Source organism: Flavobacterium sediminilitoris (assembly GCF_023008245.1).
Classification (GTDB): domain Bacteria; phylum Bacteroidota; class Bacteroidia; order Flavobacteriales; family Flavobacteriaceae; genus Flavobacterium; species Flavobacterium sediminilitoris.
This window is the reverse complement of record NZ_CP090145.1, coordinates 2,058,894-2,073,209: the sequence shown is the minus strand read 5'-3', so window position 1 is coordinate 2,073,209 and position 14,316 is coordinate 2,058,894. Positions and strand designations below refer to the sequence as shown.

Below are 14,316 nucleotides of genomic sequence, written 5' to 3'. Positions count from 1 at the left end.
GATTTAAAAAAACCTAACAGAAATATCTGTTAGGTTTTTAGTTATGTATAAAACAACTTTCAATGACTAGTAATTAAATTCTTCTTTAGCAGCCATCAATTCGTTGTATTCTTCTTTAGATCCAACTATTGTATTGTCATATTCTCTCATACCTGTTCCAGCAGGGATTCTATGTCCTACAATAACATTTTCTTTTAAGCCTTCTAATGTATCTATTTTCCCTGCAACAGCAGCTTCATTTAATACTTTAGTAGTCTCTTGGAACGATGCAGCAGAAATAAATGATTTCGTTTGTAACGATGCTCTTGTAATACCCTGAAGTACTGGAGTAGCAGTTGCAGTAACAACATCTCTAGCTTCCACTAAATTTCTATCATCTCTTTTAAGTAATGAATTTTCATCACGTAATTGACGAGGTGTAACAATTTGTCCTTCTTTTAAGTTTACAGAATCTCCAGCAGATTCTATTACTTTCATTCCATATAGTTTATCATTTTCAACGATAAAGTCTCTTGTATGAGCTAATTGATCCTCTAAGAATAGAGTATCTCCTGGATCAACGATTCTAACTTTACGCATCATTTGACGAATTACTACTTCAAAGTGCTTATCATTAATTTTTACCCCTTGTAAACGATATACTTCTTGAATTTCATTTACCAAATACTGTTGAACAGCAGATGGTCCTTTAATTCTTAAAATATCTTCTGGAGTAATTGCTCCATCAGATAAAGGAGTTCCCGCTTTAACGTAGTCATTTTCTTGAACTAAAATTTGATTAGAAAGTTTAACTAAATATTTCTTTACTTCACCAAATTTAGATTCAATTGCCAACTCACGGTTACCTCTTTTAATTTTACCGAATGTAACAACACCATCAATCTCAGATACAACTGCAGGATTAGAAGGATTACGAGCTTCTAACAACTCTGTAATTCTTGGTAAACCTCCTGTAATATCACTTGATTTAGAAGAACGACGAGGAATCTTCACAAGAATTTTTCCTGCTTTAATTTTTTCTCCTTCATCAACCATAAGGTGAGCTCCAACTGGTAAGTTATAAGAACGAATTAATTCTCCGTCTTTTCCATAAATATGTAAAGTTGGAATTAATTTTTTATTACGTGCTTCAGAAACTACTTTTTCTTGGAAACCTGTTTGCTCATCTATTTCAACTAAGAAAGTTTCACCTTGCTTAATATCTTCATATTCAACTTTACCTGTAAATTCAGAAATAATAACTCCATTATATGGATCCCATTTACATATCAATGATCCTTTATCTACGATTTCACCATCTTTAACAAAGATGTTAGAACCGTAAGGAATATTGTGAGTATTTAGAATAATTCCTGTTTTCTCGTCAATTAATTTTAACTCTGTTGAACGAGAGATCACGATATCAGCTGTATTACCTTCTGAATCTTCTCCTTTTACAGTTTTTAAATCTTCTATTTCTAAACGTCCTTTAAATTTAGTAACAATACTAGACTCTTCTGATAAACCTCCAGCAACCCCTCCAACGTGGAAAGTACGAAGTGTTAACTGTGTACCTGGCTCACCAATTGATTGAGCAGCAATTACACCAACAGCTTCACCTTTCTGAGTCATTTTTCCAGTCGCTAGGTTTCTACCATAACATTTAGCACAAATACCTTTTTCTGCTTCACATGTTAAAGGAGAACGAACTTCAACTTTTTCGATAGGAGAAGCATCAATTTTCTTAACAATAGATTCAGTAATTTGCTCACCTGCATGAACTAATACTTCAGAAGTTAAAGGATCTACAATATCTTGAAGTGTTACACGTCCTAGAATTCTTTCTCCTAATGTTTCAACAATTTCTTCGTTTTTCTTCAAAGCAGAAACTTCAATACCTCTTAAAGTACCACAATCAACAGAATTTACAATAACATCTTGAGATACATCATGTAATCTTCTTGTTAAGTATCCTGCATCGGCAGTTTTAAGAGCCGTATCCGCAAGACCTTTACGAGCACCGTGAGTAGAGATAAAGTATTCAAGAATTGAAAGTCCTTCTTTAAAGTTAGAAAGAATAGGGTTTTCAATAATTTCACCACCACCAGCAGTTGATTTTTTAGGTTTTGCCATCAAACCACGCATACCAGTTAACTGACGGATTTGCTCTTTAGATCCCCTTGCTCCAGAATCAAGCATCATAAATACAGAGTTAAATCCTTGTTGATCTTCTCTAATATTTTTCATTGCCAATTCTGTAAGTTCAGCATTTGCAGAAGTCCATATATCAATAACTTGGTTATAACGCTCATTATTTGTAATAAGACCCATGTTATAATTCAATGAAATTGCATCTACTTGAACACGTGCATCAGCGATCAATTTTCCTTTTTGATCTGGAATTCTAATATCTCCTAATGAGAATGATAAACCACCTTGGAAGGCAAATTTATATCCCATATTCTTCATATTATCTAAGAACGCAGCTGTTGTTGGAACATCTGTAACTCCTAAAATTCTACCAATAATATCACGAAGTGATTTTTTAGTCAATACCTCATTAATGAATCCGGCAGCTTCTGGCACAACTTCATTAAACAAGACTCTACCAGCGGTAGTTTGAATAATTTTGTTAACCAATTCTCCTTCTTCATTAAAGTCTTTAGCTCTTACTTTAATACGAGCATTTAATTCAACTTTACCTTCATTAATTGCAATATTAACTTCTTCAGCAGAGTAGAAAGTTAATCCTTCTCCTAGAATTTTCTTTTCTGGAGTAGATAAACGTTCTTTAGTCATATAATACAATCCAAGAACCATGTCCTGAGAAGGTACCGTAATAGGAGCCCCATTAGCAGGGTTAAGGATATTATGTGACGCTAACATTAATAATTGTGCTTCAAGAATTGCCTCTGGTCCTAAAGGTAAGTGAACTGCCATCTGGTCACCATCGAAATCGGCATTAAAAGCCGTACATACTAATGGGTGTAACTGGATTGCTTTCCCTTCAATTAATTTAGGTTGGAATGCTTGAATACCTAAACGGTGAAGAGTAGGAGCACGATTCAATAATACTGGATGTCCTTTAATTACATTTTCAAGAATATCCCATACTACTGGTTCTTTTTTATCTATAATTTTCTTTGCAGATTTTACTGTTTTAACAATTCCTCTTTCGATTAATTTACGAATAACGAATGGTTTGTATAATTCTGCTGCCATATCCTTAGGGATACCACATTCAAATAATCTTAATTCAGGTCCAACAACGATTACCGAACGAGCAGAATAATCTACACGTTTACCTAATAAGTTTTGACGGAAACGTCCTTGTTTACCTTTTAACGAATCTGATAAAGATTTTAATGGTCTATTAGATTCTGTTTTAACCGCAGAAGCTTTTCTTGTATTATCAAATAATGAGTCTACTGCTTCTTGAAGCATACGTTTCTCATTACGTAAGATAACTTCTGGAGCTTTAATTTCCATTAATCTTTTTAAACGATTATTACGGATGATAACTCTTCTGTATAAATCATTCAAATCTGAAGTTGCGAAACGACCTCCATCAAGTGGTACTAATGGACGTAATTCAGGTGGAATAACAGGAATTACTTTTAAAATCATCCATTCAGGAAGATTTTCTCTATTTTTATTTGCTTCACGGAAAGATTCAACTACATTTAAACGTTTTAACGCTTCTGTTTTACGTTGTTTTGAAGTTTCATTATTTGCGGCGTGACGCAATTGGAATGACAAAGTATCTAAATCAATACGTGACAATAAGTCCATAATACATTCTGCGCCCATTTTAGCGATGAATTTATTTGGATCTGTATCATCTAAATATTGATTTTCCATTGGAAGCGTATCTAATATGTTTAAATACTCTTCTTCTGTTAAGAAATCTAATTTATTTAAAGTTTCTCCTTCTAAACCTTGTGCAATACCTGGTTGAATTACTACATATCTTTCGTAGTAAATTATCATATCTAATTTCTTAGAAGGTAAACCAAGAATGTAACCAATTTTATTTGGTAACGAACGGAAATACCATATATGAGCAATAGGTACAACAAGATTAATATGTCCTACTCTATCTCTACGAACTTTTTTCTCTGTAACTTCAACACCACAACGATCACAAACAATGCCCTTGTAACGTATTCTTTTATACTTTCCACAAGCACATTCGTAATCTTTTACTGGACCGAAAATACGTTCACAGAAAAGACCATCTCTTTCTGGTTTGTGAGTACGATAGTTTATAGTTTCAGGCTTTAAAACCTCTCCTCTTGACTCTGCCAAGATAGATTCTGGTGAAGCTAATCCTATCGTAATTCTGTTAAATCTTTTAACGGTGTTTTTATCTTTTAATCTTGTCATGATATGAATACTATCGATTTTATAAAAAACGCTATAAAGGGAGTAAGTTTTACATTACTCCCGTAAAATTATTCTTCTAATCTGATGTCTAAACCAAGACCTTTAAGTTCATGCATTAATACATTGAACGATTCAGGTAATCCAGGTTCTGGCATTGTTTCTCCTTTTACGATTGACTCGTAAGTTTTTGCTCTACCAATTACGTCATCCGATTTAACCGTCAAGATTTCTCTTAAGGTACTCGATGCTCCATAAGCTTCAAGAGCCCAAACCTCCATCTCTCCAAAACGCTGACCTCCAAATTGAGCTTTACCTCCTAATGGTTGTTGTGTAATTAAAGAGTATGGACCAATAGAACGTGCGTGCATTTTATCATCAACCATGTGTCCTAATTTTAACATATAGATTACACCTACGGTTGCTGCTTGATGGAAACGTTCTCCAGTACCACCATCATATAAATGAGTGTGCCCAAATCTTGGAACACCAGCTTCGTCTGTCAATTCATTAATTTGGTCTAAAGTAGCCCCATCAAAAATTGGTGTTGCAAACTTTCTACCTAAATTCATACCTGCCCAACCTAATACGGTCTCATAAATTTGACCAATATTCATACGAGAAGGTACACCAAGTGGATTCAATACAATATCAACAGGAGTTCCATCTTCAAGGAAAGGCATATCTTCATGACGAACAATTCTAGCAACAATACCTTTGTTACCGTGACGACCTGCCATTTTATCTCCTACTTTAAGTTTACGTTTTTTAGCAATGTAAACTTTAGCAAGTTTTAAAATTCCAGAAGGTAGTTCATCTCCAACTGTGATTGTGAATTTTTCTCTTCTCAACCATCCTTGTAAATCGTTTAACTTAATTTTATAGTTATGAATTAAATCATTTACTAATTTATTAGTTAAATCATCTGTTGTCCATTGTCCTTTTGTTAAATGAGCAAAATCATCAACAACTTGTAACATTTTCTTAGTGAATTTTTTCCCTTTTGGTAATACTTCTTCACCTAAATCATTTATAACACCTTGCGATGTTTTACCATCAATGATTAAAAATAATTTTTCGATTAACTTGTCTTTTAAGTCATTGAATTTAACTTCAAATTCTATATCAAGTTTATCAATATCTTCTTTATCTTTAGAACGCTTACGCTTATCTTTTACAGCTTTAGCAAATAATTTCTTATCTAAAACAACTCCATGTAATGATGGAGAAGCTTTCAATGAAGCATCTTTTACATCTCCTGCTTTATCACCAAAGATAGCACGTAATAATTTCTCTTCTGGAGTTGGGTCAGATTCTCCTTTTGGAGTAATTTTCCCTATTAGAATATCACCAGGTTTTACCTCTGCTCCAATTCTAATCATTCCATTTTCATCTAAATCTTTTGTTGCTTCTTCTGAAACGTTAGGAATATCATTAGTTAACTCTTCGTTTCCTAATTTTGTATCTCTAACCTCTAATGAATAATCATCAATATGTATAGAAGTAAAAATATCGTCACGAACTACTTTTTCAGAAATTACAATCGCATCCTCAAAGTTATACCCTTTCCAAGGCATGAAGGCTACTTTTAAATTTCTTCCAATTGCTAATTCTCCATTTTGTGTTGCGTATCCTTCACAAAGAACTTGACCTTTAGAAACTCTATCCCCTTTTCTTACAATTGGTTTTAAGTTTATACAAGTACTTTGATTAGTTTTTCTGAATTTGATTAACTGATATGTTTTCTCATCTTCATCAAAACTTACTAATCTTTCGTCATCTGTTCTGTCGTACTTAATTGTAATTTTATTAGAATCAACATAAGCAACAACTCCTTCTCCTTCAGCATTAATTAATACTCTTGAATCAGATGCAACTTGTCTTTCTAATCCTGTACCTACAATAGGTGCTTCTGGACGTAATAAAGGAACTGCTTGACGCATCATGTTTGATCCCATCAATGCACGGTTCGCATCATCATGCTCTAAGAAAGGAATTAATGAAGCTGAAATAGAAGCAATTTGGTTTGGAGCAACATCAGTATAATGAATTGCAGTTGGCTCTACAACAGGGAAGTCACCTTCCTCACGTGCAATAACGTTTTCCGCAGTAATTTTACCTTTGTCATCCATCTCAATGTTTGCTTGTGCAATCATTTTTCCTTCTTCTTCTTCAGCGCTTAAATAAGTTGGAATTGATTCTAAATCTACTACTCCATCTGTAACCTTACGGTAAGGAGTCTCAATGAATCCCATTCCATTTACTTTAGCATAAACACCTAAAGATGAAATCAATCCAATGTTTGGTCCCTCTGGTGTTTCAATTGGACATAAACGTCCATAATGCGTATAGTGAACGTCACGAACCTCGAAACCAGCTCTTTCTCTAGATAAACCTCCAGGTCCAAGTGCAGATAAACGACGTTTGTGTGTAATCTCTGCTAGTGGATTAGTTTGATCCATGAACTGAGATAACTGGTTGGTTCCAAAAAATGAATTAATTACTGACGATAAAGTTTTAGCATTAATCAAATCGATTGGTGTAAATACTTCATTATCTCTAACATTCATTCTTTCACGGATTGTTCTTGCCATACGAGCAAGACCAACTCCAAATTGTGAAGACAATTGTTCACCAACTGTTCTTACACGACGGTTTGATAAGTGATCAATATCATCAATCTCAGCTTTTGAGTTGATTAATTCAATCAAATATTTTACAATTGTAATAATATCCTCTTTGGTCAAAACTTGTTTTTCCATTGGGATATCCAAACCTAATTTTTTGTTCATTCTATAACGACCAACTTCACCTAAGTTATAACGTTGATCAGAGAAGAATAATTTATCTATAATACCGCGAGCCGTCTCTTCATCAGGCGGTTCTGCGTTACGTAATTGTCTATAAATATGCTCAACAGCTTCTTTTTCAGAATTTGTTGGATCCTTTTGTAATGTATTATGAATGATAGTATAATCAGCAGCATTATTATCTTCTTTATGTAAAAGGATTAATTTTACATCTGCATCGATAATTTCTTCAACATTATCTTTATCTAAAATAGTATCACGGTCTAAAATAATTTCATTACGTTCAATTGATACTACTTCTCCTGTATCTTCATCTACGAAATCTTCATGCCAAGTATTTAAAACACGTGCAGCAAGTCTTCTTCCGATATATTTCTTAATTCCTGTTTTAGAAACTTTAATTTCTTCAGCTAAATCAAAAATTTCTAAGATATCTTTATCTCTTTCAAATCCAATAGCTCTAAATAAAGTTGTAACAGGTAGTTTTTTCTTTCTATCAATATAAGCGTACATAACACTATTGATATCTGTAGCAAATTCTATCCAAGAACCTTTAAAAGGAATAATTCTGGCAGAATATAGTTTAGTACCATTAGCATGGAAAGATTGACCAAAGAAAACACCTGGTGATCTATGTAATTGAGAAACAACAACACGTTCAGCACCATTAATAACAAATGTTCCACTAGGTGTCATATAAGGAATAGTTCCTAAATACACATCTTGAACAATAGTTTCAAAATCTTCATGTTCTGGGTCAGTACAATACAGCTTAAGTCTTGCTTTTAAAGGCACACTATATGTTAGTCCTCTATCAATACATTCTTCAATTGTATATCTTGGTGGGTCTATAAAATAATCAAGAAACTCTAAAACGAATTGATTTCTCGTATCCGTAATTGGGAAATTTTCCATGAAGGTATTATAGAGACCTTCGTTGCCTCTTTCATCAGATTTAGTTTCCAATTGGAAAAAATCCTTAAAAGACTTTACCTGAATGTCCAGAAAATCTGGATAATTAGGTATGTTTTTAGTAGAAGCAAAATTTAATCTTTCAGTCTGATTAGCAATCATCAATGGACAAATTTTTATTTAGAAAAAAATTAAAAACGTATAAACGATAATATACGCAAAATGGTTTAGGTCTTTGAGAGACAATCCCAAGACCTAAACCTGCTTTGTAAACTAAGTTTAACTTATTTAAGCTCAACTACAGCACCAGCTTCTTCTAAAGCTTTCTTAAGACCTTCAGCCTCATCTTTAGAAACTCCTTCTTTAACATTAGTTGGAGCACCGTCTACCATATCTTTAGCCTCTTTAAGACCTAAACCAGTTAATTCTTTAACAGCTTTAACTACAGCTAATTTAGAAGCACCAGCTTCTTTCAATACAACTGTAAATTCTGTTTGTTCAGCAGCAGCAGCACCTTCACCACCACCAGAAACCACAACTGCAGCAGCAGCTGGCTCTATACCATACTCATCTTTTAATATTGTTGCTAATTCGTTAACTTCTTTAACTGTTAAGTTAACTAATTGCTCTGCGAATTGTTTCAAATCTGCCATTTTTTCTATCTTTTAAAATGTTTTGTAAAAATATAATGTATTATAGTGCGTTCTTTTATTCAGCTCCTTCTTCTTTACCTTCTTGGTTTTGAAGTGCAGCAATAACTCTTTGTGCTGGAGATTGTAATAATCCAATGATTTCACCAATAACTTCAGCTCTAGATTTGATAGCTGCAAGGTTTTCTAAGTTTTCATCACCAATGTAAACATCTTCAGTTATATATGCCCCTTTTAAAACTGGCTTTTTACCTTTTTTACGGAACTCTTTAATGATTTTAGCTGGAGCACTAGCTACATCTGAAATCATCATTGAAGTATTTCCTTTTAAAACACTAGGTAAATCTCCGAAATCAGTATCAGAAGCTTCCATTGCTTTTTCAAGCAAAGTATTTTTTACAACTTCTAATTTTATTCCTGCTTTAAAACAAGCTCTCCTTAAGTTTGAAGTAGTTTCTGCATCTAGTCCTGAAGTGTCTGCTAAATAAATAACATTCACACCCGCTAACTTTGCAGTTAAATCTTCAATAGCGATTGATTTTTCTTCTCTAGTCATACTAAAAATTTTTAACTACCAAATTATACTGCCTTAGGATCTAAAGCAATAGCAGGACTCATTGTACTTGATAAGTGTATAGACTTAATATAAGTACCTTTAGCTGCAGTTGGTTTTAATTTTATTAATGTTTGAATAATTTCGTGAGCATTATCATAAATTTTATCAGCATCAAAAGACACTTTTCCAATTCCTGCATGAACAATACCCGTTTTATCAACTTTAAAGTCGATTTTACCAGCTTTAACTTCTTGAACAGCTTTAGCAACATCCATAGTTACAGTACCTGTTTTAGGGTTTGGCATTAAACCTCTTGGTCCTAAAACACGTCCTAATGGACCTAATTTACCCATAACAGCTGGCATAGTGATGATAACATCAATATCAGTCCAACCATCTTTAATTTTTTGTAAATAATCATCTAAACCAACGTGGTCTGCACCTGCTGCTTTAGCTTCAGCTTCTTTATCTGGAGTAACTAATGCTAACACACGAACATCTTTTCCTGTTCCGTGAGGCAATGTTACAACTCCTCTTACCATTTGATTCGCTTTTCTAGGATCTACTCCAAGGCGAACTGCGATATCAACAGACTCATCAAATTTTGCAGAAGAAACAACTTTAATTAATGCTGATGCATCTTTTAAAGAATATTGTTTGTTCTTATCAATTTTTGAAGCAGCCTCTTTTTGCTTTTTTGTCAATTTTGCCATGTCTAATTCTCTTTAACGATTAAAAAGGAGCGTCTCCTGATACTGTTATACCCATAGATCTAGCTGTACCTGCAACCATACTCATTGCTTTTTCAATAGTAAAAGCATTTAAGTCTGGCATTTTATCTTCAGCAATAGTTCTGATTTGATCCCAAGTAACATTTGCTACTTTCTTACGATTTGGTTCTCCTGAACCTGATTTAGCTTTAGCTGCTTCTAGAATTTGAATTGCAGCTGGTGGCGTTTTTACAACAAAGTCAAAAGACTTGTCTTTGTACACAGTAATTTGTACTGGTAAAACTTTGCCAGGCTTATCTTGAGTTCTAGCATTAAATTGCTTACAGAACTCCATGATGTTAACCCCAGCAGCCCCCAAAGCAGGTCCAACCGGTGGCGATGGATTCGCAGCACCTCCCTTAACTTGTAGTTTAACTACTTTACTAACTTCTTTTGCCATTTTTTAAAAAAATTTAGCACATCTATCAATTGGAAGCGATTGATGTGATTATATATGTAACTTAAATATTATACTTTTTCAACTTGCATAAAACTTAATTCTAATGGTGTTTTTCTACCGAAAATCTTAACCATAACTTCAAGTTTACGCTTTTCATCATTAACCTTTTCAATTGTTCCATTAAAGCCATTAAATGGCCCATCAACAACCTTAATTGTTTCTCCAATAGAGAAAGGAATTGCTACATTATCAATTTTAACTGATAACTCATCCACTTTTCCTAACATTCTATTTACTTCTGAAAGCCTCAATGGTACCGGCTCTCCTCCTTTAGTTTCACCTAAGAATCCAATTACACCAGGTATAGACTTAATAATATGAGGAACTTCTCCAGTAAGATTAGCTTCAATCATAATATAGCCAGGGAAATAAACTCTTTCCTTAGCTATTTTTTTTCCATCTCTAACCTGAACAACTTTTTCAGTAGGAACAAGTACCTGAGACACATAGTCTTCCATACCTAATCTTACAGTTTCAGTTTCTATATAAGCTTTAACTTTATTTTCTTGACCACTTACAGCTCTTACTACATACCACTTCTTAACATTATTATCTGCCATAACTAATTATTTTAGTATGTTAAAAAAACCTTCTAAAGCTTTTACAAATAATTGATCTACACCATAAGTCAAAAGCGCAAAAATAACTGAAAAAAGTGCCACTATTATAGTTAAGCGCTGTACTTCTGCCCACTCAGGCCAAGTAACATTAGCTTTTAATTCCTGAAATGCTTCCGAAATATAATTAACGAATTTTGTCATTACTTAATAATTTGCACGGGCGGAGGGATTCGAACCCCCATCAATGGTTTTGGAGACCACTATACTAGCCCTTGTACTACGCCCGTTTATTAACCAGTTCAATTTTTAAAAATTGAACTGGTATTTTTATTTATTATAAACTATAATTAGTCTAAAATTTCAGTTACCTGACCAGCTCCTACTGTTCTACCACCTTCACGGATAGCAAAACGTAAACCGATACTTAATGCGATAGCATTCAACAATTGAACTTCAATAGTTAAGTTATCACCTGGCATTACCATCTCTACACCTGCTGGTAAAGTAATAGTACCAGTTACGTCAGTTGTTCTAACATAGAACTGTGGACGATAGTTATTATGGAATGGAGTATGACGTCCACCTTCTTCTTTTTTCAAGATATAAACCTCTGCTTTAAAATGAGCATGTGGCTTAACAGATCCTGGCTTAACAATTACCATTCCTCTTTTGATATCTTCTTTAGCAATACCTCTTAATAAGATACCTGCATTATCTCCAGCCTCACCTCTATCTAAGATTTGACGGAACATTTCAATACCAGTAATAGTAGAAGTTAATTTCTCAGCACCCATACCAACGATCTCAACAGGATCACCTGTATTTGCAATACCAGTTTCGATACGACCTGTAGCAACAGTTCCACGACCTGTAATTGTAAATACATCTTCAATAGGCATTAAGAAAGGCTTATCAACATCACGAGCAGGCAATTCAATCCAGTTATCAACAGCTTCCATCAAAGACATAACTGTTTCAACCCATTTTGGTTCACCATTTAAAGCTCCTAAAGCAGATCCTTGGATAACTGGTCCATTATCTCCATCATATTGATAGAAAGATAATAAATCTCTAATTTCCATTTCAACAAGCTCTAACAACTCAGCATCATCAACCATATCAACTTTATTCATGAAAACAACCATTCTTGGAACACCAACTTGGCGACCTAAAAGGATGTGCTCACGAGTTTGTGGCATAGGACCATCAGTAGCAGCAACCACTAAGATAGCACCGTCCATTTGAGCAGCACCAGTAACCATGTTTTTCACATAATCCGCGTGACCAGGACAGTCAACGTGAGCATAGTGACGGTTAGCTGTTGAATACTCTACGTGTGAAGTATTAATTGTAATACCTCTTTCTTTTTCTTCTGGAGCATTATCAATCTGATCGAAAGATTTTGCTTCTGATAAACCTGCATCAGCTAATACTTTAGTGATAGCTGCAGTCAAAGTTGTTTTACCGTGATCTACGTGTCCGATTGTACCGATATTTAAGTGCGGTTTCGAACGATCGAATGTTTCCTTTGCCATGACTTAATAATTTAATCTTAGTTATTTAATTAGTGTTCAATATAATAAAAAACAACCTGAGAGCCAATGACGGGATTTGAACCCGTGACCTCTTCCTTACCAAGGAAGCACTCTACCCCTGAGCTACACCGGCCAATGACCTACAATAGCAGGATTGTTTTTCTTCGTGGGGAGAGCAGGATTCGAACCTGCGAAGTTTTCACAGCAGATTTACAGTCTGCCCTCGTTGGCCGCTTGAGTATCTCCCCGAACCATTTTATTATCAGTCACTTACAATTTGAGCCGATGGAGGGACTCGAACCCACGACCTGCTGATTACAAATCAGCTGCTCTAGCCAGCTGAGCTACACCGGCAACTATAATAAAAAAGTCCGCTATTTCTAACGGACTGCAAATGTATATAATTTATTTTTCAATCAAAAATTTTTTTCACTTTTTTTTATTTTAAACATACGTTCTCATTTTTTCTTTATACTTAACCAAAACCCTCTCTAAAGACTCAACAGAAATATCTACCGCTTCTTCAAAGCTTTTACAAGTTTTTTTCACCATAAATTCATCTCCCGGAACATTAATTTTTACTTCAATTGTTTTATTTTCTTTATCACTTGTATTTTCCAATTTCAAAAAAACATCAGACGATACTACTTTATCACAATACTTTTCTAATTTATCTAATTTTTCTTGAATAAAATTGACTAATTTTTTGTCAATATTAAAATTAACAGCCTGAACATTTACTTTCATACTTTAAATGATTTATTTAGGTTAGACAAATGAATTATTATTGATTTCTAGGATGCGCTTCTTGATATACTTTTTTTAACTCTGTCAAACTACTATGAGTATATACTTGAGTAGAAGACAAACTAGCATGCCCTAATAATTCTTTTACTGAATTTAAATCGGCCCCATTATTTAGCAAATGAGTTGCAAATGAATGCCTAAGAACATGTGGACTCTTTTTTACTTTCAGAGACACAGTACTAAAGTAATCATTTATTAAACGATAGACAAACGATTCGCTAACTTTATTCCCTTTTTTAGACAAAATTAACACATCATTCGATAACATTTTTTTTTCACAATTTCTCACCTGAATATATTTCTTCAATACTTCCTCAGTACACTGAAGCAAAGGCACAATTCTTTCTTTATTTCTTTTCCCTAAAACTTTAATAACTTTATTAGAAAAATCTACATTTTGAATTTTTAAATTTATCAACTCTATTCGCCTAATCCCTGTAGCATAAAACAATTCAAGAATCAACTGATTACGTATTCCTTCAAAATCATCTGAAAATTGATTTACTTGAAACACATTTTGAATTTCTTTTTCCGAAAACGGAATTTGAATTTTTTTAGGTATTTTCAAGGATTTATGCTTCAACAAAGGATTAATTTTTATTTCTTTTATTTTTAATAAAAATTTATAAAATGATTTTAAAGATGATATTTTTCTATTTACAGATTTATTTGAAAGACCTGATTCCACTAACAAAACCATCCAACTCCTTATTACCGAATAATTAACCTCTTCTAATTGGATTTCATTGTGATACAAATTCAAATAATTCACAAACACATTAACATCTCCTACATAAGCTTTTAAAGTAAGAGCAGAATACTTTTTCTCCTTTTCAAGATAATTTTGATATGCTTCTAAATTTTTATTCATAAAAAAACCGTTAGAAACAAAGT

11 protein-coding genes and 4 tRNA genes are annotated in these 14,316 nt (G+C 33.5%); all 15 read right to left on the bottom strand.

The window, feature by feature from the left end; translation table 11 throughout:
* Positions 1-66: 66 nt before the first annotated feature.
* The 15 genes from rpoC to LXD69_RS09225 all read right to left on the bottom strand — a co-directional run bounded on the left by rpoC (position 67) and on the right by LXD69_RS09225 (position 14,293).
* On the bottom strand, positions 67-4,365 hold the full coding sequence (rpoC, locus tag LXD69_RS09295) for a DNA-directed RNA polymerase subunit beta' (RefSeq protein ID WP_045967710.1): 4,299 nt from the start codon (positions 4,363-4,365) through the stop codon (positions 67-69).
* Positions 4,366-4,433: 68 nt separating this feature from the next.
* The gene (gene rpoB, locus LXD69_RS09290; RefSeq protein WP_045967708.1) at positions 4,434-8,246 is read right to left on the bottom strand and encodes a DNA-directed RNA polymerase subunit beta; all 3,813 of its coding nucleotides are present in this window, start codon (positions 8,244-8,246) and stop codon (positions 4,434-4,436) included.
* A 122-nt stretch (positions 8,247-8,368) separates the two neighbouring features.
* The gene (gene rplL / locus LXD69_RS09285) at positions 8,369-8,737 is read right to left on the bottom strand and encodes a 50S ribosomal protein L7/L12 (protein ID WP_045967706.1); all 369 of its coding nucleotides are present in this window, start codon (positions 8,735-8,737) and stop codon (positions 8,369-8,371) included.
* 55 nt (positions 8,738-8,792) lie between these two features.
* A complete protein-coding gene (gene rplJ, locus LXD69_RS09280) occupies positions 8,793-9,290 on the bottom strand; it encodes a 50S ribosomal protein L10 (RefSeq protein ID WP_045967704.1) in 498 nt (165 codons plus the stop codon).
* 23 nt (positions 9,291-9,313) lie between these two features.
* Positions 9,314-10,003: a 50S ribosomal protein L1 gene (rplA, locus tag LXD69_RS09275; RefSeq protein ID WP_045967701.1), complete on the bottom strand. Its 690-nt coding sequence runs from the start codon at positions 10,001-10,003 to the stop codon at positions 9,314-9,316.
* Positions 10,004-10,022: 19 nt separating this feature from the next.
* Positions 10,023-10,460 (bottom strand): 50S ribosomal protein L11, encoded by a 438-nt coding sequence (rplK, locus tag LXD69_RS09270; protein ID WP_045967699.1) that lies wholly within the window; start codon positions 10,458-10,460, stop codon positions 10,023-10,025.
* A gap of 68 nt (positions 10,461-10,528) precedes the next feature.
* Positions 10,529-11,080, bottom strand: a complete 552-nt coding sequence (gene nusG / locus LXD69_RS09265; RefSeq protein WP_045967697.1) for a transcription termination/antitermination protein NusG — start codon at positions 11,078-11,080, stop codon at positions 10,529-10,531.
* A 6-nt stretch (positions 11,081-11,086) separates the two neighbouring features.
* Entirely contained in the window at positions 11,087-11,281 is a 195-nt protein-coding gene (gene secE / locus LXD69_RS09260; RefSeq protein WP_045967695.1) for a preprotein translocase subunit SecE, read from the bottom strand.
* A 14-nt stretch (positions 11,282-11,295) separates the two neighbouring features.
* Positions 11,296-11,367: transfer RNA gene (locus tag LXD69_RS09255), tRNA-Trp, on the bottom strand.
* Between the two features lie 60 nt (positions 11,368-11,427).
* Positions 11,428-12,615, bottom strand: a complete 1,188-nt coding sequence (gene tuf / locus LXD69_RS09250) for an elongation factor Tu (protein WP_045967694.1) — start codon at positions 12,613-12,615, stop codon at positions 11,428-11,430.
* Positions 12,616-12,676: 61 nt separating this feature from the next.
* Positions 12,677-12,748, bottom strand: a tRNA-Thr gene (locus tag LXD69_RS09245).
* A gap of 34 nt (positions 12,749-12,782) precedes the next feature.
* A tRNA-Tyr gene (locus LXD69_RS09240) sits at positions 12,783-12,863 on the bottom strand.
* Between the two features lie 32 nt (positions 12,864-12,895).
* A tRNA-Thr gene (locus tag LXD69_RS09235) sits at positions 12,896-12,969 on the bottom strand.
* Between the two features lie 90 nt (positions 12,970-13,059).
* Entirely contained in the window at positions 13,060-13,362 is a 303-nt protein-coding gene (hpf, locus tag LXD69_RS09230; protein ID WP_045967692.1) for a ribosome hibernation-promoting factor, HPF/YfiA family, read from the bottom strand.
* Between the two features lie 37 nt (positions 13,363-13,399).
* Positions 13,400-14,293 (bottom strand): tyrosine-type recombinase/integrase, encoded by an 894-nt coding sequence (locus tag LXD69_RS09225; RefSeq protein WP_246914793.1) that lies wholly within the window; start codon positions 14,291-14,293, stop codon positions 13,400-13,402.
* Between the last annotated feature and the right edge of the window lie 23 nt (positions 14,294-14,316).

Coding starts and splice junctions, on each gene's coding strand:
- rpoC (WP_045967710.1), bottom strand. CDS start 4,365: ATGACAAGATTAAAAGATAAAAACACCGTTAAAAGATTTAACAGAATT.
- rpoB (WP_045967708.1), bottom strand. CDS start 8,246: ATGATTGCTAATCAGACTGAAAGATTAAATTTTGCTTCTACTAAAAAC.
- rplL (WP_045967706.1), bottom strand. CDS start 8,737: ATGGCAGATTTGAAACAATTCGCAGAGCAATTAGTTAACTTAACAGTT.
- rplJ (WP_045967704.1), bottom strand. CDS start 9,290: ATGACTAGAGAAGAAAAATCAATCGCTATTGAAGATTTAACTGCAAAG.
- rplA (WP_045967701.1), bottom strand. CDS start 10,003: ATGGCAAAATTGACAAAAAAGCAAAAAGAGGCTGCTTCAAAAATTGAT.
- rplK (WP_045967699.1), bottom strand. CDS start 10,460: ATGGCAAAAGAAGTTAGTAAAGTAGTTAAACTACAAGTTAAGGGAGGT.
- nusG (WP_045967697.1), bottom strand. CDS start 11,080: ATGGCAGATAATAATGTTAAGAAGTGGTATGTAGTAAGAGCTGTAAGT.
- secE (WP_045967695.1), bottom strand. CDS start 11,281: ATGACAAAATTCGTTAATTATATTTCGGAAGCATTTCAGGAATTAAAA.
- tuf (WP_045967694.1), bottom strand. CDS start 12,615: ATGGCAAAGGAAACATTCGATCGTTCGAAACCGCACTTAAATATCGGT.
- hpf (WP_045967692.1), bottom strand. CDS start 13,362: ATGAAAGTAAATGTTCAGGCTGTTAATTTTAATATTGACAAAAAATTA.
- LXD69_RS09225 (WP_246914793.1), bottom strand. CDS start 14,293: ATGAATAAAAATTTAGAAGCATATCAAAATTATCTTGAAAAGGAGAAA.